The sequence below is a fragment of the Thioclava sediminum genome (assembly GCF_002020355.1).
GTDB classification, from domain to species: domain Bacteria; phylum Pseudomonadota; class Alphaproteobacteria; order Rhodobacterales; family Rhodobacteraceae; genus Thioclava; species Thioclava sediminum.
Genome location: NZ_MPZV01000003.1, coordinates 477,759 through 501,442, shown reverse-complemented (window position 1 = coordinate 501,442; position 23,684 = coordinate 477,759). Strand labels below are relative to the sequence as shown.

Genomic DNA, 23,684 nt, shown 5'->3' with positions numbered 1-23,684 from the left:
CCAACTTAGATAAGAGGTAGCATGATGTTCGATCTGAAAGGCAAACGCGCGCTTGTCACCGGGGCTTCTGGCGGGATCGGCGCCGAGATCGCGCGGGCCCTCCATGCGGGCGGCGCGTCGGTGGCACTGTCGGGCACGCGGGTCGAGCCGCTCGAGGCACTGGCCGCCGAGCTGGGCGAGGGCGCCTATGTCTGCCCGGCGAATCTGAGCGATCCGGAATCGGTCGAGGCGCTGCCGAAAGCGGCGATCGAGGCGATGGGCGGCTTGGATATCCTCGTGAACAATGCCGGCATCACGCGGGACCAGCTGACGATGCGGATGTCGGACGAGGATTGGCAATCGGTGATCGACGTGAACCTGACGGCGGCGTTCCGCCTGATGCGTGCGGTTCTCCGCCCGATGATGAAAGCGCGTTGGGGCCGGATCATCAACATCACCTCCGTTGTCGGGCAGACCGGCAATCCCGGTCAGGTGAACTATGCGGCCGCCAAGGCGGGTCTCGTTGGTGCGTCGAAATCGCTCGCGCAGGAAGTCGCGACGCGCGGCGTGACGGTGAACTGCGTGGCGCCGGGCTTCATCGAGACGCCGATGACGGAAAAGCTCACCGAGGCTCAGAAGGACGCGATCCTGTCGGGTATCCCGGCCGGGCGCATGGGCACGCCGGAAGAAATCGCGGCTGCGGTGCGCTACATCGCAAGTCCCGAGGCGGGCTACGTCACCGGTGCGGTGCTGCACGTCAACGGCGGCGGGACGATGGCCTGACGTCTTTGTGACCCTAGGGCACGAAGGCCTTTGATAGGATAGAGAAACGTCTTGCCATGGGCCACGGCAATCGCTAAGAGCGCTGCAGACGGGCCGGGCGTAAAAGCCACGGCTCTGAATTGCGGTCTTCGGGTTGACCCGGGGCGCGCGGGTTGAGACGCTCGTATTCGAGCAAGCATGAACGGGCTAGGCCCTATAAACTTTGAGGAATTGACATGAGCGACATCGCTGATCGCGTGAAGAAGATCGTCGTGGAGCATCTCGGCGTGGAAGAGGACAAGGTCACTGAGAGCGCCTCGTTCATCGACGACCTCGGTGCGGACAGCCTCGACACGGTCGAGCTGGTCATGGCCTTCGAAGAAGAGTTCGGCATCGAGATCCCCGATGACGCCGCCGAGAACATTCAGACCGTCGGCGATGCGGTGAAATTCATCTCGGAAGCGCAGTAAGCCTTTTACGGCTGACGCTGAGAGAGAGTTAAGGGCGGCGCTTCGGGGAACCGGAGCGCCGCTTTTCTTTTGCGCGAAGCGCGCGTGCGTTCGGGGGAGGGAAGATGCGTAGTTTCGTCGCGATCGAGCTGCCCGAGGCGCATGTCGAGGCCATCGAGCGGTTGCAGCAGGCTCTGGGTGCGGGCCGGATCGTGCAGCCCGAGAACCTGCATCTGACGCTGGCCTTTCTCGACGAGATCGACGCAGGCCAGCTCGAGGCGCTGGACGAGGGGCTGCGGGCCATCGACTGGGTGCCCGGGCCGGAAGTGGTGCTGGCGGGGCTGGAGATTTTCGGCAGTGCCGTACGACCGGAGGCGCTGGTGCTGGGCGTGCATTCCGATCCGAACCTCGATCGCTGGCATCGTGCGGTGATGGGCGCCGCGCGTCTGGCAGACATCGACCTGCCGCGGCGACGGTTTCGTCCGCATGTCACCCTGGCGCGGTTCGGCAAGCGCGCATCCCCGGGGGATTTGCTGCGGCTGGGGCGACTCATGGCGGCGGAAGGCGCTGTGAAGCTGCCCGCTTTCGCGCCCGAGCAGGTGGCGTTGATCCACTCCACGCTGGGACACGGGCCGCCGCGGCATGACGTTTTGATGCGCTATCCGGATGAAAAATCTGTGCAATTCGCGAAGACCTGACCGAAAGTGCAATCGCGTCCGCGTGGCTGTTAACCCTTCGTTAACGAATTAGGCGTCCCTTGGAGAGGTCGCGGGTGCTTATGTAAAATGCCCTTCTGCCCGCGCAGTTGAGGTCACGTTATGTCTGTGTTTCGCCGGGCTCGGGTTCTGATCCGTCCTCTTTTGGTTTTCGCCGCCGCGCTTGCGGGGGTGGCTCTGCTGGCGCAGGTAGCCACCGCGCTGTCGGGCGAGGATATGGTCGTTCGCGCGATCACGTCGTGGAACGCGATGGGCGGCTGGACGGCGCTGGCCATTCTGGCGATGGCGGGGGCGATCGCGTTCCGGCGCGAGGCGCCGAATGTGGCGCGCGGGCTGGCGGCGGGAACGCTGTTGCTGTGCCTGTTCTCGAACGTTGCGGAGGTCTATGACCTGAGCGGAGCGGGGGCGATCGGGGGAGGCGCGGCCGCGCTCTTGGCGATCACCGCGGCGGGGTTCTTCGCGCTGGAGGCGGGCGCTTATCTGTTTGGAACGATTGCCTATCTGACGGTGTTCGGCGGGGCTTTGATGTACCTGCTGTCGCACAGTATCGCGACCAGTCGGCTGGCGGAGGGGGTGTCGATCGGGGCGGCACTGGCGATCATGTGTCTCGCCTATGCGGGGCTCATCTGCCGCAGCGATCGTGGGGTGATGCGGGTGCTGCTCAACGAGCATGCCTCGGGGCGGCAGGCGCGGGCGCAGATGCTTCTGGGGGTCGTCGCGCCCTTCCTGCTGGGCACGTTCTACCTGCTCAGCGATCAGGGGAGTCAGGTGCGCGCGGAGCTGCTGTTGCTGGTCGCGACCATCGTGGGGGTGAATATCGGGCTGATCATCCTGATGGCCGTGTCACTGGAGCGGGTGGATCATGCGCGGCGCAAGGCCGAGCGGGAACTGGTGAACCGGGCGATGCGCGACGGGCTGACGGGACTGTTCAACCGGGAGATGCTCGGACGGCGTTTCGCGCAGTATTTCGCGCAAGGTATGCGCGAGCAGGTGCCTTTCACGGCGTTGATGGTCGACCTCGACCATTTCAAGCAGATCAACGATCTGGGCGGGCATTCTCTGGGCGATCGCGTTCTGCGCCGCACGGCGCGGGCGATGCGGGCGCAGCTGCGGCTGGAGGATACGATGGCGCGGGTCGGCGGCGAGGAATTTGCGGTGATCCTGCCGGGGGCGGGGCTGGTCGAGGCGCTCGAAGTGGCGGAGCGGTTGCGCGCCTGTGTGGCGGGGCTGCGTTTCGAGGATCAGTACGGCGCGGCGCTGCAGGTCACTGTCTCGATCGGGGTGGCCGAATGGGAGCGCGGCGAGGAGCTGCGGAGCCTCTATGCGCGCGCAGACGGGGCGCTCTACGCGGCGAAGAATGGCGGGCGCGACCGGGTGTTGCTGGCGCCGCCCACCGCTCAGATGCGCTGCACCGCGCTGACGCTGCCGCCTCTGAGCGCGGGGCGGGCGCCTACGGCTGTGCCGACGCTCCCGGCACGGCAGACTGAACCGGTTCGCGCCCCGCAATGCTAGCCCCCTCACGCGCCGTCCGTCCTGAACGGTAACCCGCCTGTCGCAATGGGTTATGATTGCGCCTTTGCGCGCCCCCGTGTATCAGGTCTGCCAAGATATTTGGCTGAGAAAGAGGTCGGGCATGCGTCGGGTAGTAGTCACGGGTCTGGGAATGGTCACGCCGCTGGCTTGCGGCGTCGAGGAGACCTGGTCGCGGCTTATCGCGGGACAATCGGGGGCGGGCGCGATCTCGCGCTTCGATGCGTCCAATGTGACCACGAAATACGCCTGCGAGATTCCGCTGGGCGACGGGTCCGACGGCACGTTCAATGCCGATGACTGGATGGAGCCGAAAGAGCAGCGCAAGGTCGACGATTTCATCCTCTACGGGATGACCGCGGCGACGCAGGCGGTGAAGGATTCCGGCTGGGAGCCGCAGGACGAGGAAAGCCGTCTGCGCACCGGTGTGATGATCGGCTCGGGGATCGGCGGCCTCAGCTCGATCGCGGATACGGCCGTTCTGATCAAGGAAAAGGGCGTTCGCCGCGTCAGCCCGTTCTTCATTCCGGGGGCGCTGATCAACCTCGTCTCGGGGCAGGTCTCGATCCGCTTCGGCTTCAAGGGCCCGAACCATGCGGTCGTCACCGCCTGCTCGACCGGCGCGCATGCCATTGGCGATGCGGCGCGTCTGATCATGCTGGGCGACGCCGATGTGATGGTCGCGGGCGGCGCGGAAAGCCCGATCTCGGAGATCGGCATCGCGGGCTTCAACGCGTGCAAGGCGCTGTCCACGAAGCGCGGCAACGAGCCGGAAGCTGCGAGCCGTCCGTGGGATGCCGATCGCGACGGGTTCGTGATGGGCGAGGGCGCGGGCTGCGTCGTGCTGGAGGAATACGAGCACGCCAAGGCGCGCGGCGCGAAGATCTATGCCGAAGTGCTGGGCTATGGCCTGTCGGGCGACGCCTATCACATCACCGCGCCGTCCGAGGATGGCGACGGTGGCTTCCGCGCGATGAAAGCGGCGCTGGAGCGGGCCGATCTGAACCCCGATCAGGTAGATTACATCAACGCGCATGGCACTTCGACCATGGCCGACGTGATCGAACTGGGCGCGGTGCAGCGCCTGCTGGGCGACGCGGCAAGCAAGGCCACGATGAGCTCGACCAAGTCCTCGGTCGGCCACCTTCTGGGGGCTGCGGGCGCTGTGGAGGCGATCTTCTCGATCCTCGCGATCCGCGACCAGATCGCACCGCCGACGCTGAATCTGGAAAATCCGCCGGAAGAGGCCGTGATCGACCTCGCGCCGAAGGCTGCGGTCAAGCGCAAGATCGACGTCGCGCTGTCCAACAGCTTCGGCTTCGGTGGCACCAATGCGAGCCTCGTGATGGGCAAGGTGGATAGCTGATGTGGCGTAACATCGTCTCGAATTTCCTGACGCTGCTGATCGTTATTCTCGTCGCGCTTGGCGGGTTGGTCGCCTGGGCGAAGAACCAATATGTCGAGCCCGGCCCGCTGGCCGAGGCGATGTGCCTGCGCGTCGCGCCGGGCGAAAGCCTGCAGGGCGTGTCGTCTACTCTGAAAGACAAGGGGGCGATCTCGTCCTCCTATCTGTTCCGCACGGGCGCGCAGTACGAGGAAAAGGCCGACAAGCTGAAATTCGGCTCCTACCTGATCGAGCCGAACGCCTCGATGCAGTCCATCGTCGGGCAGATCACCGCGGGTGGTCCGTCGACCTGTGGGTCGGAACTGGTGTTCCGGATCGGGGTGAACGGCAACGAAGTGCTGCTGCGCGAGCTGGACCCGACCACGGGCGATTACCAGAAGGTCGCGGAGTACAATCCCGAGAGCGAGAAGCCGCCCGAAGGGTTCGAGGACAAGGCCGACCGTGCCGATGTCCGCACCCGCGTGACGGTGGTCGACGGTGTGACCAGCTGGCAGATCGTGCAGGGGCTGCAGGAGGCGAGCTTCCTGTCGGGCAAGATCGACGGGGTGCCGGGCGAAGGCACGCTCGCACCTGACAGCTACGAGGTGACGCGCGGGGCCGACCGGCAAGCGCTGATCGGTCTGATGGCAGATCGCCAGTCGAAAATCCTCGCCGACGCCTGGGACGGACGCGCCGAGGGGCTGCCCTATGACGATCCGCAGCAGGCGCTGACCATGGCGTCGATCGTCGAGAAGGAAACCGGTGTGCCTGAAGAGCGTCCGGAAGTGGCGAGCGTCTTCATCAACCGTCTCGAGAAGGGGATGCGGCTGCAGACCGACCCGACGGTGATCTACGGCGTGACCGAGGGCAAGGGGGTGCTGGGCCGCGGTCTACGCCAGTCCGAGCTGCGCAAAGCCACGCCCTACAACACCTATGTCATCGACGGGCTGCCGCCCGGACCGATCGCGAATCCGGGCAAGGCGGCCATCGAGGCGGCGATGCATCCCGATTCGACCGACTACCTGTTCTTCGTGGCCGACGGCTCCGGCGGGCATGCGTTCTCGAGCACGATCGAGGAGCATAACAAGAACGTAGCGAAGTGGCGCGAGATCGAGAAACAGCGTCAGGAAGATGCGTCAAGCAACTGATAACTCAGAAAGAACCCCGGTTTTCGCCGGGGTTCTTTTTTGACTGGAGTGCACAACCCAGAATTTAGAGCTTGACTTTGCGAACGCTCTCGGGTAGAGATTTGGCATGCTAGGAGAAGTGGGCAAGCGCCGCGGGGAAACCCGACGGCGTTTTTTCATGTCTCTCGAACGGACCAACTTGGAACGGGTGGGTTCGTAAGTGATGCAAGACAACAAGATGAACGAGGCGGGGGTGCCGGTCGATCTTCTGGATCAGACCGAAGCGCTCTATCGGGACGTGGCCGAGGAGCTGGCGCAGGCGCTGCAGGGGGTGCGGCGTGGTGACATATCCGAGGCGAAAGCGGCGGTGCAGGCGGTCAAGGACCTCCGCACCGCTTTTCATTTGGTGATGGAGGAACGATCGCGTGTCGAGAAACTCCGCAGACAGCTGGCAGGTGTCGCCGCCGGACGCGATGGCGCGCTCGACTTCGATGCCGCCAGAGCTGAAATCGGGCGCCGCCTGGCTCGCCTCCGCGACGCCTGAGAGCGTCGAGGCGTTTCTGGATGGGCTCGACGACAATGCATTGCTCGCGCTGCCTTGGATCTTCGAGTTCTGGGCGTTGGATCATCAGCTTCCGCCCGAAGGGGACTGGAAATCCTGGGTGATCATGGGCGGACGCGGCGCGGGCAAGACGCGGGCCGGGGCCGAGTGGGTGCGTGCGCAGGTGGAAGGCGCACGCCCGCTCGACCCCGGAAAGGCGCGGCGCGTGGCGCTGGTCGGCGAGACCTTCGATCAGGTGCGCGATGTGATGGTGATGGGGGAGAGCGGGATACTCGCCTGCTCTCCGCCCGACCGCAGGCCCGACTGGGAGGCGGGAAGACGGCGGCTCGTCTGGCCGAACGGGGCGACGGCGCAGGCCTTCTCGGCTCATGAGCCCGAGGCGCTGCGGGGGCCGCAATTCGATGCGGCCTGGGTCGATGAAATGGGTTGTGCGGCCATCGACAAGGGCACCAACGAGCCCAACAAGTTCCTCGACCCGAAAAGCTCGGAAAGCGCGCTGCCGCATTACTCGGATGGGCGGCGCGATGATTACATCCAGATGCAATATCTGCGAGCGATGACCGAGTATTGGGGGGAAGCGGCCAACAATCCGATTTCGGAATATTACGGCGGTCCGATGGTGGATATGGCGCGCGCCCATGTCTGGGCGTGGGATGTCCGACCCTATCCGCAATTTCCCGGTCTGCCGGAGGTATGGGACGACGCGGCGAACTACGCGCGGGGGCATTGGATCTCGGGGCGGGCGACAGCACAGCCTCTGGCGCATGTCGTAGGCGAGATTTGTGCGCTCGCGGGGGTCGAGGTGTTCGATGTGAGCGCGTTGCATGGGGTGGTGCGCGGATATGCGATGCCCGGGGGGATCACACCGCGCGGTGCGCTGCAGTCGCTGAGCCTGATCTACGGTTTCGATGCGGTGGAGCGCGACGGGGAGTTGGTGTTCCGGATGCGTGATGCGTCGGTCGATGCGGAGGTGGCGCCTCCGCTGCTGGCGCTGGATGGCGACGATCAGAGCCTTGAGACGCGCCGTGCGCCGGAGGCGGAGATCGCGGGGCGCGTACGACTGGCCTATGTCGAGGCCGATGGTAGCTTCGAGGCCCGCGCCGTGGAGGCGATTTTCCCCGACGAGGAAAACGGCCCCGCCTCTGCGAGCGAGGCGCCCCTGGCGCTGACGCGGGCGGAGGGAATGCGTGTCGTGAACCGCTGGCTCTCGGAGGCGCGGGTGGCGCGCGATACGGCGCAGTTCACGCTTCCGCCGTCGATGGGGTGGCTAGGGCCGGGGGATGTCGTGCTGCTGCAGACCGAGGAGGGCGCGCGGCGCTACCGGATCGACCGGATGGAGCGTGCGGAGGCGATCCGTGTGGAGGCGGTCCGGGTCGAGCCGGGAATCTATGAGGCCTCGGAAGAGACCGACGAGGTTGCGCGGATCGAGAGCTTCACGCCGCCTGTGCCGGTCACACCAGTATTCCTTGATTTGCCGTTGTTGACAGGCGCGGAAGACGCTTACGCGCCGCATCTGGCAGTCACGTCGAGCCCTTGGCCGGGAGCGGCCGCGCTGTATTCGGCGCTGGAGGATGCGGGCTATGCGCTGAATGCCAAGGTCGAAACCCAAGCTGCGATTGGGGTGATCCAAACGATCTTGTCGCGTGCGCAGAGCGGGCTCTGGGATCGCGGGCCGAGCTTGCGCGTGAAGATGTTGTCGGGGGCCCTGGAAAGCGCGAGCGAAGAGGGCGTGTTGGCGGGGCTCAACGCGATGGCGATCGGGGATGGCTCGTCGGATCGCTGGGAGGTGTTCCAGTTCCGGACCGCCGAGCCGGTCGAGCCGGGCGTCTGGGACGTCTCGTTGCGCTTGCGTGGGCAGGCGGGGAGCGATGCGCTCATGCCCGATGCTTGGCCGGAAGGCTCGGTGGTCGTGCTGCTCGACGGGACGCCGCGCCAGATAGAGGTGTCGCCCTCGGCGCGAAATCAGGCGCGTCACTACCGGGTGGGGCCTGCCGGTCGTGGCTATGATGATCCCTCCCATATTCATACGGTTCAAGCCTTTGCGGGCATCGGGCTGCGGCCCTTGTCGCCTTGTCATTTGTGCGCGCAGTCGCTGGGCGGGGATCTGCGGCTGAGTTGGGTGCGGCGGACGCGGATCGGGGGCGACGACTGGGAGGCGCTGGACGTGCCTTTGGGCGAGGTGTCGGAGCGCTATCGGGTGCGGGTGTTTGAGGGGCAGGCGATCCGGCGCGAGGTTGTCGTAAGCGCACCGGAGTGGACCTATGGCGCGGCAGAACGTGCGGAAGACGGGATGATCGGCGCGCCGAGCTTCGAGGTGGCGCAGGTCTCGGATGTCTTCGGCCCGGGACTGCCAGCACGGCTGACCTGGACCGGGTGAGATGCGCGCGGTGCTGGACGGCGATCTGATGGCGCTCGCGCGGGTGGTGATGCTTTGGCCCGATGAGCAGCGTCCGGACCAGCTTCTGCGACTCCTCGATCGGGTTCACGCGGCGGACCTCTATTGCAAGCGATTCCGCCGCGCGCATCCGCACTGGGGGAACGGCTCGGTCCTGAGCATGGCGTTGGGCCTGCCTCGGGCGAAGGCGGGGCCGGGCGATCCGCGCTATCTGCAGGCGCTGGGCTATGTCTGTGCGGGGATGGCCGCGTGGCGCTTGACGCGACAGCCCCTTAAGCGAAATGACGAAATGCCCCTTCCTCTATTCGCCGGAAAGCCTATGTGTTAAGTTCTTGCGCGCGAAGAGGGAGTAATCCGATGAACAAGCAGATGGCCAAGGTTGCAACCGTCGATCCGGTCTGGACGCAGATTTGCGACGAGGCGCGGGCTGCGGTGCGTGACGAGCCGCTTCTGGGGTCCTTGATCCATGCCGGGCTCTTGCATCATCCGACGCTCGAACGGGCGCTGGCCTATCGTTTCTCGATGAAACTGGCCTCGGCGGAGATGAGCGAGCAGCTTCTGCGTGAGATCGCCGAGGAAGCTTTCGCTGCCGATCCCGCTTTGGGGCAGGCGGCGCGGGCCGATCTGGTGGCCGTGCACGAGCGCGACCCAGCCTGCCACCGGCTGATCCAGCCTCTGTTGTTCTTCAAGGGGTTTCAGGCGCTGCAAAGCTACCGGATCGCGCATTGGCTGTTCACGAACGGTCGCCGCGACATGGCCTATTTCGTGCAGATGCGGACCTCCGAGCTGTTCGGCGTGGACATCCATCCCGGCGCGAAGATCGGGCGCGGCATCATGATGGACCATGCCCATTCGATCGTGATCGGCGAAACGGCTGTCGTGGGCGACAATGTCTCGATGCTGCATTCGGTGACGCTTGGCGGGACCGGCAAGGAAGACGAAGAGCGTCACCCGAAGATCGGCAATGGCGTGCTGATCGGGGCGGGTGCGAAGGTGCTCGGCAATATCCATGTCGGCGATTACAGCCGGATCGCGGCGGGCTCGGTGGTGCTGGAAGACGTGCCGTGCTGCAAGACCGTGGCCGGGGTGCCCGCGAAGATCGTCGGCGAGGCGGGCTGCGACCGTCCCGCGCGCGAGATGGATCAGCTTTTGCACAGCAAGTGAGCGCATCTCTCATGGAATAGACAGGCGGGGCTTCGGCCCCGCTTTTTTTTTGTGTTTTGCCGTCGGTTTCCAGTTCGCACGAATGACCTCGCGCATGGGTCTTCCCCTTGGTGGAAATATCCCGGGGGGTGAATTCGCGAACGCGAAAAGGGGGGCAGCGCCCCCCTTTCCTGCGTTTCAGACTGTACGGCCCGATCAGGCCAGCATCAGCATCGGGTTCTCGAGGTTCTCGCAGATCGCCTTCATCAGCTCCGCGCCGAGCGCGCCGTCGATCACGCGGTGATCGACCGAGAGCGTCATCGACATGACGGTCGCCACTTCGATCTCGCCTTCGGCATTCACGACCGGTTGCTTGATGCCCGCGCCGACAGCGAGGATCGCGCCATGGGGTGGGTTGATGACCGCGTCGAAATTCTCGATCCCGAACATGCCGAGATTGGAGATCGCGAAGCTGCCGCCCTGATATTCATGCGGCGCGAGCTTGCGGTCGCGCGCACGGGTGGCGAGGTCCTTCATCTCCGCGGACAGCGTCGAGAGCGACTTCATCTCCGCATCCTTCAGCACCGGGGTGAACAGCCCGCCTTCGATCGCGACCGCGACGGCCACGTCCGAGGGCTTCAGCTTGAACACCTTGTCACCGGCCCAGACGGCATTCGCATCCGGCACCGATTGCAGCGCCAGCGCGCAGGCCTTGATGATGAAGTCGTTGACCGACAGCTTCACGCCGCGCCCCTCGAGCTGCTTGTTGAGCTGCGAGCGGAATTTCATCAGCGCGTCGAGTTTGACCGAACGGCGCAGATAGAAATGCGGGATCGTCTGCTTGGCCTCGGTGAGACGCGCGGCGATGGTCTTGCGCATCCCGTTAAGCTCGATCTCCTCGTATTCGCGACCCTCATACATCTTCGCGATGGCCGAGGAGGAGACGGATGCCGCCGCAGGGGCAGGGGCCGCGGCCTCCGCTTTCGGTGCGTCCGCCTTGGCCGAGGCTGCCTTGCCACCTTCGGCGGCTTCGACATCGGCCTTCACGATACGACCTTTCGGGCCCGAGCCTTTGAGTGCGGCCAGATCGACGCCCTTGTCGGCGGCGATGCGGCGTGCGAGCGGCGAGGCGAAGACGCGCTTGCCATCCGCATCCTGCGGGGCGGCGGGCGCTTTTTCCGTCTTCGGTGCGGCGCTCGGGGCCGACTTTGATCCGCTTTGCTTCGCCGGCGCGTTGTCGGCCACTTTCTTCTCTTTCGCATCCTCGGCGGCTTCGGCTTGCGCCTCGCCGGGAACGGGGCTCTCGGCCTCGTCCACGGCGCTTGCATCCTCGCCCTCTTCCACCAGCACGGCGATCGGGTCGTTGACCTTCACGCCGGAGGTGCCTTCCGAGACGAGGATCTTGCCGATCACGCCTTCATCCACGGCCTCGAATTCCATCGTGGCCTTGTCGGTTTCGATCTCCGCGATGATGTCGCCAGAGGAGACTTCGTCACCCTCTTTCACGAGCCATTTCGCGAGCGTGCCTTCCTCCATCGTCGGCGACAGGGCGGGCATCAAAATCTGGGTTGCCATTGCGCTATCCCCTTACCGGTAGGTGACTTTTTTGACCGCATCGACGACCTCGTCCGAGGTCACGAGCGCCAGTTTCTCGAGGTTCGCCGCGTAGGGCATGGGCACGTCCTTGCCGGTGCAGTTGAGCACCGGGGCGTCGAGCCAGTCGAAGGCGCGCTCCATGATCACGGCCGACAGGTGGTTGCCGAAGCTTGCCACGGGGAAGCCTTCCTCTACGGTCACGCAGCGGTTGGTCTTGCGCACCGAGGCGAGCACCGTGTCGTAATCTACCGGGCGCAGGGTGCGCAGGTCGATCACTTCGGCGTCGATGCCCTCTTTCTCGAGCTTGTCGGCGGCCTCCAGAGCGTGGCTCATGCCGATGCCCCAGCTGACGATGGTGACATCCGACCCTTCGCGCCAGATTTTCGCCTTGCCGAAGGGGATGGTGAAGTCCTCTAGATCCGGCACCTCGAACGAACGCCCGTAAAGGATCTCGTTTTCGAGGAAGATCACCGGGTTCGGATCGCGGATCGCCGATTTCAGCAGACCTTTCGCATCGGCTGCCGAGTAAGGCTGCACGACCTTCAGGCCCGGAACGCTCGCATACCATGCGCCGTAATCCTGGCTGTGCTGGGCCGCCACGCGCGCTGCCGCGCCGTTCGGGCCGCGGAACACCATCGGTGCGCCCATCTGGCCGCCCGACATGTAGAGCGTCTTCGCTGCCGAGTTGATGATCTGGTCCATCGCCTGCATGGCGAAGTTGAAGGTCATGAATTCGACGATCGGGCGCAGGCCACCGAAGGCCGCACCGACGCCGAGACCGGCGAAACCATGCTCGGTGATCGGGGTGTCGATCACGCGGCGGTCGCCGAACTCGTCCAAGAGCCCTTGCGTGACCTTGTAGGCGCCCTGGTATTCGGCGACTTCCTCACCCATCACGAAGACGGTGTCGTCGGAACGCATTTCCTCGGCCATTGCATCACGCAGCGCCTCGCGGACGGTCTGCGTCTTCATCGGCGTGCCTTCGGGCCAGTCCGGCGTGGTGTCGGGCTTGGGCATGTCGTCGTCCGAGGATTTCGCCTGAGCGGGGGCCTTCGCGGGTTCGTCGCTCTCGTCGCTTTCGGCGGCGTCCGACCCGGTGCTCGGCGCTTCGGCCTCTTCGGCGGCGGAGGCGTCTTCGCCTTCTTCCAGCATCACCGCGATCGGGTCGTTGACCTTCACGCCGGAGGTGCCTTCGGCGACGAGGATCTTGCCCAGCGTGCCTTCGTCGACCGCTTCGAATTCCATCGTGGCCTTGTCGGTCTCGATCTCGGCGATGATGTCACCGGCCGAAATCTCGTCGCCCTCTTTCTTGAGCCATTTCGCCAGCGTGCCCTCTTCCATCGTGGGCGAGAGCGCGGGCATCAGAATCTTGGTTGCCATCTGTCTTTCCCCCCTCAGGCGTTCTGCGGCGCGACATCGGTATAGATGTCGGTGTAAAGTTCATCCGCGGAGGGCTCGGGGCTCTCCTTGGCGAAATCGGCGGCGCCGTTGACGATCGCCTTGATATCCTTGTCGACCTGCTTGAGCTCGTCCTCGGTCGCATGCTTGCCGGTCAGCAGAAGCTGGCGGATATGCTCGATCGCGTCGCGCTCTTCGCGCATCTTCTGCACCTCTTCGCGGGTCCGGTATTTCGCCGGGTCCGACATCGAGTGGCCGCGATAGCGATAGGTCTTGATCTCGAGGATGTAGGGGCCCTTGCCCGAGCGGCAGTGCGCGACGGCCTTCTCGCCGGCCTGCTTCACCGCCAGCACGTCCATCCCGTCGACTTCTTCGCCCGCGATGCCATAGGCGATGCCGCGCTCGTAGAAGTCGGGCGACTTGGTCGCGCGCTTCACGCTGGTGCCCATCGCATATTGGTTGTTCTCGATCACGAAGACGACCGGAAGGTCCCAGAGCTGCGCCATGTTGTAGGTCTCTGCGACCTGACCCTGGTTCGCCGCGCCGTCGCCGAAATAGGTGAAGGTGACGTTGTCGTTGCCCTTGTATTTATCCGCGAAGGCGAGGCCCGCGCCGATCGGCACTTGCGCTGCGACGATGCCGTGGCCGCCGTAGAAATGCTTCTCTTTCGAGAACATGTGCATCGAGCCGCCTTTGCCCTTCGAATAGCCGCCATCGCGGCCCGTGAGCTCGGCCATCACGCCTTTCGGGTCCATCCCGCAGGCGAGCATGTGCCCGTGGTCGCGATAGGAGGTGACGCGCTTGTCGCCTTCCTTCGCCGCAGCCTCGAGGCCGACGACCACCGCTTCCTGCCCGATATAGAGGTGGCAGAAGCCGCCGATCAGACCCATGCCGTAAAGCTGACCTGCCTTCTCTTCGAAGCGCCGGATCAGCAGCATGTCATGGTAATATTGCTTGAGTTCCTCGGCCGAGACATTCGCGCCCGCTTTGGCGCCGCTCGCCGAGCCTTTCCGTGCTGCCATTGGTCAGACCTCCCTTGGCCGGAATAGTTTAGCGTTAAACCATTCCTTACAGCAATGCCGGGCTGAAGGCAATGACCCTGCGGTATCGCAGGGCAGGAATGGCGCTCACGTTTCAACTAGGGCCGGTGAGGCGGTTTTCGAGCGATGTTTGTGCCGCGAAAATGGGCAGGCCTATAATCCTCTCAGCGGATCACGATCTCGTCCGAGCGCATCGCGCCCAGCACTTCGCGCGCCCGGCTGTCGAGAAGGTCCAGATCGAGGTAATCGTCGGAGAGGCGATGGGTCAGGTTGGCCATCCGGTCGACCTTGGCGCGCAGCGCATCGCGCTCGGCGCGCTTGGCGTCGATCTCCGCTTCGATCTGCACGCGGCTGAGAATGCCGTAACGCCCCTGCACGGCGGCAAAGGCGAAATAGGCGCCCAGCACCACCGCTACGGTCACGAAAATCAGAGGCCCGATCGTGGGGCGTCTCATCACCATTGTCCTGCCTCGCTTCTTCGCTGGTCGCGTGCCTGTCCCCCAGACCCGCGCCACGGCCTCTGACGGGCCCTGTGCCTCGAATCATGTCACATGTGATTCGTCATTGGAATCCCCCGGATGATCAATTCTGCAAAGATTTCGCATGCCGTTGCGCTCTGGGTTGCGCACCGGGTTGCGCATTCAGCGGTCTGCCTCGCACGCGTGGCCGCGCATGCGCGCGGACTTGCCCCGGCGCGCGCATCTGGCTAGGCAGGTTTCGCAGCAAGAAAGGCGCGTATGTGAGTATCTCCGGGTTCATCAAGGCGATCGGGTCGAAGAAGATGCGACTCTTCGGCATCACCGCGCCGCCCGCAGCCGAAGGGCGCGAGGGGCTGGCCCTCGTCGCCATCGTGAAGAACGTGAGCGACTACATCCTCGAATGGCTGGAATTCCACACGGTTGCCGGGGCGCGCCGCGTCTTTCTCTATGACAATGGTTGCACTGACGACACGCTGGCCAAGATCGCCGCGTCGCCCTTCGCGGCGTCCGTCACCGTGACCCCCTGGCGTATGGCCGGCTACGACCCGGCCACGGAGCGCCGCATCTCGCAGCAGGTCGGAGCCTATGCTCATGCGGTCACCACCTTCGGCGCGGATTTCGAGCGCATGGCCTTTATCGATGTCGATGAATTCCTCGTCCCCGATCCCGGGCTGAGCCTGATGGAGGCGATCACGCAGCATGGCGATCACTCGAACATCTCGCTGCCCTGGCACATGTTCGGCCATGCGGGCCACGAGACGCGCCCCGACGGCTGGGTGACGCGCGCCTTCACCGACCGCGCGCCCGTTCCCTACGCCCGCGACAGCGATCTTCTGCGCTTCAAATGCATCGTCGATCCGACCCGCGTTTCCGCCGTGGGCGTGCATAGTTTCGAGACCGTGGATATGGGCGACCGCACCGCCAACGCGGCGGGGCAGGTGGTGTCAAACCGCGCGCGCAAGCAGGAGAGTTTCTTCACCTCCAGCCCGCTGCAGCTGAACCACTACTATCTGCTGTCGAAAGCCGAGCTGGAGACCAAGCTCGCCCGCGGCCCGATCAATTTCGGTGGTGCCGAGGGCTACCGCAAACGCGTGCTTGCTAAAGTCGCCGAGATCGAACGCGCGCCGGTCGAGGATCGCAAGGCGGTGGCGTATTATGACGCGCTCTCAGCCCAGCGGGGCGGCGCGGGTAATAATCTCGGTTAACTGCCGCGCGAGGGCGGCCGGTTCGACCGTCGCGCGCATCGCCTCCATCCGGTCCAGCGCATCACGCCAGAGCGGCCCGCCATAGCTGTCCTGTGCCAGCCGGAACGTCTCGGTGATGCTCTCGGGCGTCGGGTCGGTCAGAAACGGATAATCCGCACCGAGCATTTCCACCGCATCGTCGACATCGCGATTGACGAGGATATTCGCCTTGCAGGCTGCGGCGGTGAAGCCCTTCGTAAACGGTTTGTAGCCGCGATTGACGCCATGCGCGGTCTGGCTCTCGGGGCGCACCCCGTAATGCAGCGCGAATCTCCCGATCCGAGGCAGGGCGCGTTCGAAATCCTCGACCACCGAGATATCGACCGTCTCAACCTCGGCGCGGATCGCCTCGGGGATCATCGCATTGTCCGGTCGCCCGATATAGCCGCAGGAGAACTCCGATCGCTCGGGCAGCGTCAGCGCTTGCAGGCGTGGGTCGAAATGGTGATGCAGCAGCTCGACCGGACAGGAAAGGCCCTTGTCTGCGCAAAGGTCTCGCAGCGCCTGTTGGCCGCGCAGCGAGGCCGCAATCAGCAGGTCGAACAATTCGGGCCGCACATGGCGCAGCTTCATGTCGACCACATCCTGCGCGACGGTGATCCCGCGTTTGCGCAGCGGGGCCAGATGCGCGCGCGTGAGATGCTTTGCCGCGGATTTCACGAAGATACACAGCGCGCCGCGCGGAATGCTGCGCGCCACGGCACGCATCGCAATCGGCGGCATCACGAGCGCATGGAACGGACGTACGGACAGAGTGATCCCCGGATCCAGATGGGGTCTCAGCAATTCGACCAGCTGCTCGGCCCGCATATAGGCCGACCCACGCTGCGCGAGCGGCCGCGCCATGCGACGAAACAGAACGACATGTCGTTGCACGGACCCTGCGCCTTTCCTGTCTGGGGTGTTCAGCTTTAGCGTGTCCCGGCGCGACGCCGCAAGGTCGCGTGTGATGCAAAAAACGGGCCGCCTCCCGACGCCCCGCTTCGGCTTGGTTCAAATATCCCGGGGGAGCTCCCGCAGGGAGTGGGGGCAGAGCCCCCTGATCGGTTAACCGATCTTACCCCGCCACCGAGGCTGCGTGGATCGAGGTGATCGCCTCTTCCAGCATCGCGTTGAACGCCGCGTCCGACTGCTGGGCCGAGAGGCCCTCGGTCAGCGCGCGCGAGAACGACGCGATCATGCCGGTGTTCTTGGCCAGCTTCTCATTCGCCTCGTCGCGCGAATAGCCGCCCGAGAGCGCCACGACCTTCAGCACCTTCGGGTGATCGACCAGCGGCTTGTAGCGGTTCGGCTCGGTCGGCAGCGAGAGCTTCAGCATCACCTGCTTGCCCTCGGGCACCGTGTCGAGATGGCTCAGGATCTCGGCCAGCAGCATCTGTTCTGCCTCAGCCTTGTCAGCAATCGAGATCGTCACTTCCGGCTCGAGGATCGGCACGAGCCCGTGGCTCAGCACCTGCATGCCCAGCTCGAACTGCTGATCGACGATCGCCTTGATGCCGCCGACATTGGCCGCCGAGATCACCGAACGCTCCTTGGTGCCGAAGATGCCCGCCTTGACCGCGCGCGACAGCAGATCGTCGAGGTTCGGGATCGGCTTCATAAGCTGCACGCCGTTCTCTTCGGCCTCCAGCCCCTTGTCGATTTTCAGGAAGGGCACCACGCCGCGCTTTTCCCAAAGGTAGGTGGCGGTGGGCGTGCCGTCGATTTCGCGATCCATCGTCTGTTCGAACAGGATCGCGCCGACCACTTTCTCGCCGGTGAAGGCGGGGGATTTGATGATCCGCGCGCGCATCTGGTGGATCAGGTCGAACATTTCCTCTTCGCCGTTATAGGCGTCTTCCTCGATCCCGTAGAGCCGCAGCGCCTTGGGGGTGGAGCCGCCCGATTGGTCGAGGGCTGCGATGAAGCCGTTGCCCTCGCGCATCTGCTCGGTCTGCTTGGCGTTGGACATGGAAATTCCTCCTGCGGGATATGGTGTTGCCAGAAGGGATAGTTTCCGCGCCGGGGCGATGCAACGCTGGTGACGCTAACATCGCGAAATGGCGTGAATTTTGGCGTGACCTCGCCGCTGCGCGCCGTCCTGCGCCGCGAAAAGACGCGCAAATGAAAAGGGCCGGGGCGCTCTCGCAGCCCCGGCCCGATCGGTCTCTGCGCCCTGTCACAGGGCGCCAAGCTCAGCTTTGCTGGTCGAGCGCCGCGACGCCCGGCAGGACCTTGCCTTCCATCCACTCGAGGAAGGCACCGCCCGCGGTCGAGATATAGGAGAAGTCCTTCGCCGCATCGGCCTTGTTGAGCGCCGCGACCGTATCGCCGCCACCTGCGACCGAGATCAGCTTCTCCTCGCGGGTCAACTCGGCCGCTTTCGCCGCCGCCGCATTGGTCGCCGCATCGAAGGGCGCGATCTCGAACGCGCCGAGCGGGCCGTTCCAGATCAGCGTGCGCGAGTTCTCGAAGACCTTCGTGATCTCCTCGACGGATTTCGGACCGGCATCGAGGATCATCGCATCCGCCGGGCAGGCGTCATTGGCCACGGTCTCGTTCTCGGCGCCCGCCTTGAACTCGCGCGCCACGACCACGTCGACGGGCAGGTGGATCTTGCAGCCCGCATCCTTGGCCTTCTCCATGATCTCTTTCGCCGTGTCGGCCATGTCGCGCTCGGCCAACGATTTGCCGACATCGATGCCCTGCGCCACGAGGAAAGTGTTGGCCATGCCGCCGCCGATGATCAGGTGATCGACCTTGGCCACCAGATTGCCCAGCAGGTCGAGCTTGGTCGAGACCTTCGCGCCGCCCACGACCGCCGTTACCGGACGTTCGGGATCGCCAAGGGCCGCCTCGAGCGCCTTCAGCTCGGCTTCCATCAGGCGACCGGCGGCTGCGGGCAGGATCTTCGCGATGCCTTCGGTCGAGGCGTGCGCACGGTGCGCGGCCGAGAAGGCGTCGTTGACATAGACCTCGCCAAGCGCGCCCATCTCGGCGGCCAGCATCGGATCGTTCTTCTCTTCGCCGGCGTGGAAACGGGTATTCTCCAGCAGCAGAACCTCGCCTTTCTGCAGCGCGCCCACGGCTTCCTTGGCGGGGCCGCCGACGCAGTCCTTGGCGAATTTCACCGGGAAGCCGAAGGCCTTCTCCAGCGCGGGCACCAGCGGCTCGAGGCTCATCTCGGGCACGACCTGACCCTTGGGGCGACCGAAATGCGCCAGCAGCACCGGCTTGCCGCCCTTCGACATGATGTCCTGCACGGTTGGCACGATCTTCTCGATCCGCGTGGCATCGGTCACTTTTCCGTTCTCCACGGGCACGTTGATATCCACGCGCACCAGAACGACCTTGCCGTCCAGATCGACCTCGTCGAGGGTTTTCCAAGCCATGAAATCACTCTCCCTATCTGCGCAGGGGACCATCATGAATGTGGCCCGCTCCCGCGGCTTGCGTTCTTCATGCCTGCGGCGATGGGTCGCGTCAACACGGCTGACCGAACTGCGGCGCTTTGTCCTTGCCGCGCAAGGGCCTCGCTCCTATGGTCGGCCCAAATTTTCAACGGAGGACCCAATGGCCGATATCAAGGATCCCGAGAACACGATCATCATCGAGCTCAAGGACGGGCCGGTCGTGATCGAGCTTCTCAGCGACGTCGCCCCGAAACATGCCGAGCGCATGAAGCAACTCGCCCGCGACGGCGCCTATGACAACGTGGCCTTCCACCGCGTGATCGAGGGCTTCATGGCCCAGACCGGCGATGTCGCGAACGCGAATATGGAAAAGGACTACAATCCGGGCCGCGCGGGCACGGGCGGCTCGCAATATCCCGACCTTCCGGCGGAATTCTCGAAGCTGCCGCATGATCGCGGGACGCTCGGGGCTGCGCGCTCGCAGAACCCGAATTCGGCCAACTCGCAGTTCTTCATCAACTTCAAGGACAACCATTTCCTCAACGGTCAATACACGGTCTATGGCCGCGTGATCGAAGGGATGGACAATGTCGACAAGATTGCGCGCGGCGAGCCGCCGGCGAACCCCGACCGGATGATCTCGGTGAAGGTGGCCGCCGATGCGTAATATTCTGCGCCGTACCGTTCTCGCCGCCGCCGCAAGCCTCGTCGTCGCAGCCCCCGCTGCCTTCGCACAAGACAGCTCGGGCGTGGCCGACACCGGCGGGCCGAAGCTCGTCCTGCAGATCGGCGGTCAGACCGAGGGCAAGGTCGTGATCGACCTGCTCACCGACAAGGCCCCGAAATCCGCCGAACGCCTGATGACGCTCGCCAAGGAAGGCAAATACGACGATGTCGTCTTCCACCGCGTGATCGACGGCTTCATGGCCCAGACGGGCGATGTGCAATTCGGCAAGAAGGGCGGAGATACGTCGATGGCCGGTATGGGCGGCTCCGATCTGCCCGACCTTCCGGCGGAATTCTCGAACATCTCCTTCCAGCGCGGCATCGTGGGCATGGCCCGCTCGGCCGATCCGAACTCGGCCAATTCGCAGTTCTTCATCATGTTCGCCCCCGCGCCCCATCTCGACGGGCAATATACCGTCGTGGGCCATGTCGTGAGCGGCATGGATGTCGTCGACAAGATCAAGAAGGGCGACGCCGCGCGCAACGGCGTGGTCGACGACCCCGATTACATCGTCAAGGCGACGGTGGAAGACAAGTAAACCGGGCAAGGGGGCTTCGGCCCCCTTTCTCTTGCGCAGGCTGCCTCTTTCGGCTTGGCCCAAATATCCCGGGGGTGAATTGGCGCAGCCAAGAGGGGGCAGCGCCCCCTGCGCGTTACAGCCGCGCGATCCGCTCGGTCAGGAGCTTGTAGAACCCGTCCGCATCCAGATCGCCCATGAACATCGCATTCGGCGCCCGGTCGGTCACGCGCCACCAGTCGGCGACGGTCATGCCCATCGTCAGCTCCGACGTCGTCTCGATCTCGACATTGATATGCCGCCCCGTGAACAGGTCGGGCTTGAGCAGATAGGCGATCACGCAGGGGTCGTGCAGCGGCGCGCCTTCGGAGCCGTATTTCGCCATGTCGAAGCGCTCGAAGAAATCGGTCCAGCTGGCGACCGCATGGCCGACGCGCGTGCCGAGATTGCGGAACGCCTCGACGCGGGCGCGGGTGGTGAGCGCCTTATGCGTCACGTCGAGCGGCATCACCACCAGCGGCACGCCGGATTTGAACACGATCTCGGCGGCCTGCGGGTCGACATGGATGTTGAATTCGGCGGCGGGCGTGGTGTTGCCCACCTCGAAATAGGCGCCGCCCATCAGCACGATCTCTGCGATCTTCTCGGCGATGTCGGGGGCGCGTTGGAGCGCGGTCGCGATATTGGTGAGCGGGCCCAGCGGGCAGAGCGTGATGCTGCCGGCGGGATGGGCGCGCAGCGTCTCGATCAGGAAGTCGACCGCGTGCTGGTCCTGGAGCGGCATCTGAGGCTCTGGCAGTTCGATCCCGTCGAGCCCGGTCTTGCCATGGACATATTCCGCCGTGACCAGGTCGCGCGCGAGCGGTCGGTCGCAGCCCGCATAGACCGGCACATCCGTCCGCCCGGCCAGTTCGCAGACCACGCGCGCGTTCTTGGACGTCAGCGGCAGCGGCACGTTCCCGGCGACACAGGTGATGCCCAGAACTTCGAGGTCGGGGCTGGCCAGCGCCAGCAGGATCGCCACTGCGTCATCCTGTCCGGGATCGGTATCGATGATGATCTTGCGCGCCATTTTCGCCTCCTTCGCGGGTCCGGCGCGACCTTGGCGTGGTGTCGCGGCGATGTCCAGATATGGGGAGGGGTGACCCTCGGGCACACCAAATCGACATTACCTATGCGTGTGTTCGCCGCGAAGCTTTCCTGCGGGCGGCCACATTTGGCCACATTCGGTCTCTAGACCACTATCTGCAGGGAAGGACACCCAGACATGAACCAGCATCACATCTTCATCGCAGCGCCCGCTTCGGGTGGAATGAGTGGCCAGATGGCACGCACGCTTGGCTGTGGGCAGGACGCTTTGGCTCGCGCAGGCTATGGTCCGGCGGTGATCGGGGCTGCGGCTGGCGGACGTGTCCATCTCGATTCGCAATTGATCGGCGATGCGGCGGCGGGGCTCTATCACCTTTTCGCCCGGGCTCAGGAACGGGCCGAGCGGTTCCGCGAGGCGCTGAGCGGTTCGGTCGGGCGCGTGGTGCTCTACGCACCGAGCTATGAAGACTATTACCCGGCGCTCTGGCGTGATCTCGCCGCGCGCCGTCCGCTCAAGCCCTTCGCAGAGTTGACGCCGCGCCTGATGGCGCGTCCGCGCCGCTGGGTGAACGTGGTGCGCGATCTGAAAGCCGGTCTCAACCCGCGCGAAATCATCGTGTTGCCGCATGGCTCGAAGATCGGCGAGGCGATGGCCGCGCTGGTGCCGGGCGCATCGCTCGATCCCGCGCCCGATGCCGAGACCGCGCATGCCGATACGGTGATCGCGATGATGCAGCGCCTGCACCATTCGGGCGTCGTGATCGGGCCGAAACAGAAACGCCGTCTGGCGCGGTTCCATCACCAGCAGCCGCAAGGCACGCCGATCGCCGAGTTCGATCCGCTCGACCGGGCCTCGCTGCAGCGCCGCTACGAGCAGGATCTGGAGCAGATGGCCTCCATCGACGGCGTGCGCATCGGCCCCGACGAGGCGCTGCAAATCGCGGCCCAGTAACCGCTGCGGTTGCGCTCCAATTCCGGAGAATGAAAAAAGCGGCGCCCGTTGGACGCCGCTTTCTCGGTTTCGGGTCTAATCGCGATCAGCCGTCGAGATCGACCTCGTCGATCAGCTTCAGCGCGGTCGGGCGCAGTTCGGCCAGCTTCGCGAGATCGAGCGTGTCGGGCGTGAACTCGCCCCAGCTTTGCACCAGTTCGGACCGCGCAACGCCCGGCTTGATCGGGAATTCGTGGTTGGTCTGGGCGTAGATTTCCTGCGCTTCATCCGAGACGAGGAATTCCATCAGCTTGAGCGCGTCGTCGCGGTTCGGCGCGGATTTGGTCATCGCCATGCCCGAGACGTTCATATGGGTGCCGCCTTCCTCGAAAACCGGGAAGGTGATGCGCACGGAGTTGGCCCATTGCGCCTGCTCGGGATCGGCGAGCATCTGGCCCATGTAATAGGTGTTGCCCAGCGAGATGTCGCATTCGCCCGCCCAGATCGATTTCACCTGGCTGCGGTCGTTGCCTTCCGGCGTCTTGGCGAGGTTCGCCTTCAGCCCTTCGAGCCATTCCTTGGTCGCCTCTTCGCCGTGATGGGCGAGATAGGCCGAGGTCAGCGCGACGTTGTAATCCGAGGTGAAGGAGCGGGTGCAGATGCGGCCCTTCCATTTGTCGGAGGCGAGGTCTTCATAGGTCGTCACCTCGCCATCGGCCACGCGCTCTTTCGAGGCATAGACGATGCGGGCGCGCGAGGTCAGGCCGAACCAGTGGTTCTGCGGATCGCGGAATTCGGCGGGGATCGCGTCTTGCAGCGCCGGGTCCTCGACCGCCTGCGTCACGTCCGCATTCACCACTTCGCTCAGCCGCGCGATGTCGACGGTCAGCACCAGATCGGCGGGGGAGCGGTCGCCCTCGGCTTTCAGGCGCTCGACCATGCCTTTCTCGACATAGGCGATGTTCACCGCGATCCCGGTCTCTTCGGTGAAGGCGTCGAGCACGGGCTGGATCAGTTCGGGCTGACGGTGGGAGTAGATGTTCACATCCGCAAGCGTCGGCGTGGCGAGGGCCGTGCCCATCAGGGCGAGGGCGAGGGTCCGGGTCATTGAAGTCTCCATTCGCGTTTTCGTGAGCGAAGAGGTAGCGGTCGCTCACGAATGCGTCAATGCCTGAGTGAATTGATCGGAAATATTTTGCCGCTGCCTGCCTGCCCGCTTTTTGG

Annotated in this window: 23 protein-coding genes; 14 read left to right on the top strand and 9 right to left on the bottom strand. The window is 64.7% G+C overall.

Annotated features, from left to right (window positions below; genetic code table 11):
• The first annotated feature begins 24 nt into the window (after positions 1–24).
• The 10 genes from fabG to cysE all read left to right on the top strand — a co-directional run bounded on the left by fabG (position 25) and on the right by cysE (position 10,068).
• Positions 25–762 carry a 3-oxoacyl-[acyl-carrier-protein] reductase gene (gene fabG / locus BMI91_RS14660; protein WP_078521048.1) on the top strand — a complete coding sequence of 246 codons (738 nt, stop codon included), beginning with the start codon at positions 25–27 and terminating at the stop codon, positions 760–762.
• A 215-nt stretch (positions 763–977) separates the two neighbouring features.
• Positions 978–1,211, top strand: a complete 234-nt coding sequence (locus tag BMI91_RS14655; RefSeq protein ID WP_075775036.1) for an acyl carrier protein — start codon at positions 978–980, stop codon at positions 1,209–1,211.
• Between the two features lie 104 nt (positions 1,212–1,315).
• Complete coding sequence (thpR, locus tag BMI91_RS14650) at positions 1,316–1,888, top strand: RNA 2',3'-cyclic phosphodiesterase (RefSeq protein ID WP_078605636.1); 573 nt, start codon at positions 1,316–1,318, stop codon at positions 1,886–1,888.
• A 120-nt stretch (positions 1,889–2,008) separates the two neighbouring features.
• On the top strand, positions 2,009–3,418 hold the full coding sequence (locus BMI91_RS14645) for a GGDEF domain-containing protein (protein ID WP_078605634.1): 1,410 nt from the start codon (positions 2,009–2,011) through the stop codon (positions 3,416–3,418).
• Positions 3,419–3,539: 121 nt separating this feature from the next.
• Positions 3,540–4,802: a beta-ketoacyl-ACP synthase II gene (gene fabF / locus BMI91_RS14640; protein ID WP_078520896.1), complete on the top strand. Its 1,263-nt coding sequence runs from the start codon at positions 3,540–3,542 to the stop codon at positions 4,800–4,802.
• Positions 4,802–5,968: an endolytic transglycosylase MltG gene (gene mltG, locus BMI91_RS14635; protein ID WP_078605632.1), complete on the top strand. Its 1,167-nt coding sequence runs from the start codon at positions 4,802–4,804 to the stop codon at positions 5,966–5,968. The genes fabF and mltG overlap by 1 nt, the downstream gene beginning before the upstream one ends.
• Before the next feature lie 202 nt (positions 5,969–6,170).
• A complete protein-coding gene (locus tag BMI91_RS14630; RefSeq protein WP_244176649.1) occupies positions 6,171–6,491 on the top strand; it encodes a hypothetical protein in 321 nt (106 codons plus the stop codon).
• Positions 6,439–8,886 (top strand): phage tail protein, encoded by a 2,448-nt coding sequence (locus BMI91_RS14625; RefSeq protein WP_158522171.1) that lies wholly within the window; start codon positions 6,439–6,441, stop codon positions 8,884–8,886. The genes BMI91_RS14630 and BMI91_RS14625 overlap by 53 nt, the downstream gene beginning before the upstream one ends.
• 1 nt (position 8,887) lies before the next feature.
• On the top strand, positions 8,888–9,232 hold the full coding sequence (locus BMI91_RS14620; RefSeq protein ID WP_078605628.1) for a DUF7742 family protein: 345 nt from the start codon (positions 8,888–8,890) through the stop codon (positions 9,230–9,232).
• 29 nt (positions 9,233–9,261) lie between these two features.
• Positions 9,262–10,068 (top strand): serine O-acetyltransferase, encoded by an 807-nt coding sequence (gene cysE, locus BMI91_RS14615; RefSeq protein WP_078520891.1) that lies wholly within the window; start codon positions 9,262–9,264, stop codon positions 10,066–10,068.
• Positions 10,069–10,263: 195 nt separating this feature from the next.
• Here the strand turns inward: cysE and BMI91_RS14610 are convergent, their stop codons facing one another.
• The 4 genes from BMI91_RS14610 to BMI91_RS14595 all read right to left on the bottom strand — a co-directional run bounded on the left by BMI91_RS14610 (position 10,264) and on the right by BMI91_RS14595 (position 14,542).
• Positions 10,264–11,622, bottom strand: a complete 1,359-nt coding sequence (locus BMI91_RS14610; protein WP_078605626.1) for a pyruvate dehydrogenase complex dihydrolipoamide acetyltransferase — start codon at positions 11,620–11,622, stop codon at positions 10,264–10,266.
• Between the two features lie 12 nt (positions 11,623–11,634).
• Positions 11,635–13,023, bottom strand: a complete 1,389-nt coding sequence (locus BMI91_RS14605; protein ID WP_078605623.1) for a pyruvate dehydrogenase complex E1 component subunit beta — start codon at positions 13,021–13,023, stop codon at positions 11,635–11,637.
• A 14-nt stretch (positions 13,024–13,037) separates the two neighbouring features.
• Positions 13,038–14,063: a pyruvate dehydrogenase (acetyl-transferring) E1 component subunit alpha gene (gene pdhA / locus BMI91_RS14600; protein WP_078520888.1), complete on the bottom strand. Its 1,026-nt coding sequence runs from the start codon at positions 14,061–14,063 to the stop codon at positions 13,038–13,040.
• A 182-nt stretch (positions 14,064–14,245) separates the two neighbouring features.
• A complete protein-coding gene (locus BMI91_RS14595) occupies positions 14,246–14,542 on the bottom strand; it encodes an FtsB family cell division protein (protein WP_152844401.1) in 297 nt (98 codons plus the stop codon).
• Between the two features lie 278 nt (positions 14,543–14,820).
• Between BMI91_RS14595 and BMI91_RS14590 the strand changes: the two genes are divergently transcribed.
• The gene (locus tag BMI91_RS14590) at positions 14,821–15,765 is read left to right on the top strand and encodes a glycosyltransferase family 92 protein (protein WP_158522170.1); all 945 of its coding nucleotides are present in this window, start codon (positions 14,821–14,823) and stop codon (positions 15,763–15,765) included.
• Here the strand turns inward: BMI91_RS14590 and BMI91_RS14585 are convergent.
• The 3 genes from BMI91_RS14585 to BMI91_RS14575 form a co-directional block, all read right to left on the bottom strand.
• Complete coding sequence (locus tag BMI91_RS14585; protein WP_078605620.1) at positions 15,727–16,650, bottom strand: hypothetical protein; 924 nt, start codon at positions 16,648–16,650, stop codon at positions 15,727–15,729. The genes BMI91_RS14590 and BMI91_RS14585 overlap by 39 nt on opposite strands.
• Positions 16,651–16,861: 211 nt before the next feature.
• Positions 16,862–17,755 (bottom strand): fructose bisphosphate aldolase, encoded by an 894-nt coding sequence (locus BMI91_RS14580; protein ID WP_078605617.1) that lies wholly within the window; start codon positions 17,753–17,755, stop codon positions 16,862–16,864.
• A gap of 223 nt (positions 17,756–17,978) precedes the next feature.
• Positions 17,979–19,175 carry a phosphoglycerate kinase gene (locus tag BMI91_RS14575; protein WP_078605615.1) on the bottom strand — a complete coding sequence of 399 codons (1,197 nt, stop codon included), beginning with the start codon at positions 19,173–19,175 and terminating at the stop codon, positions 17,979–17,981.
• Positions 19,176–19,356: 181 nt separating this feature from the next.
• Here BMI91_RS14575 and BMI91_RS14570 point away from each other — a divergent pair, with 181 nt between their 5' ends.
• Positions 19,357–19,863 (top strand): peptidylprolyl isomerase, encoded by a 507-nt coding sequence (locus BMI91_RS14570; protein ID WP_078605613.1) that lies wholly within the window; start codon positions 19,357–19,359, stop codon positions 19,861–19,863.
• Positions 19,856–20,461: a peptidylprolyl isomerase gene (locus tag BMI91_RS14565; protein WP_078540620.1), complete on the top strand. Its 606-nt coding sequence runs from the start codon at positions 19,856–19,858 to the stop codon at positions 20,459–20,461. Before BMI91_RS14570 ends, BMI91_RS14565 begins: the two co-directional genes overlap by 8 nt.
• Positions 20,462–20,576: 115 nt before the next feature.
• Here BMI91_RS14565 and BMI91_RS14560 read toward each other — a convergent pair whose 3' ends face one another.
• Positions 20,577–21,512 carry a nucleoside hydrolase gene (locus BMI91_RS14560; RefSeq protein WP_078605612.1) on the bottom strand — a complete coding sequence of 312 codons (936 nt, stop codon included), beginning with the start codon at positions 21,510–21,512 and terminating at the stop codon, positions 20,577–20,579.
• 195 nt (positions 21,513–21,707) lie between these two features.
• On the opposite strand from BMI91_RS14560, the gene BMI91_RS14555 reads away from it, so the two are divergent.
• The gene (locus tag BMI91_RS14555; RefSeq protein ID WP_078605610.1) at positions 21,708–22,481 is read left to right on the top strand and encodes a hypothetical protein; all 774 of its coding nucleotides are present in this window, start codon (positions 21,708–21,710) and stop codon (positions 22,479–22,481) included.
• Positions 22,482–22,566: 85 nt separating this feature from the next.
• Here the strand turns inward: BMI91_RS14555 and BMI91_RS14550 are convergent, their stop codons facing one another.
• Entirely contained in the window at positions 22,567–23,568 is a 1,002-nt protein-coding gene (locus tag BMI91_RS14550; RefSeq protein WP_244176648.1) for a Fe(3+) ABC transporter substrate-binding protein, read from the bottom strand.
• Between the last annotated feature and the right edge of the window lie 116 nt (positions 23,569–23,684).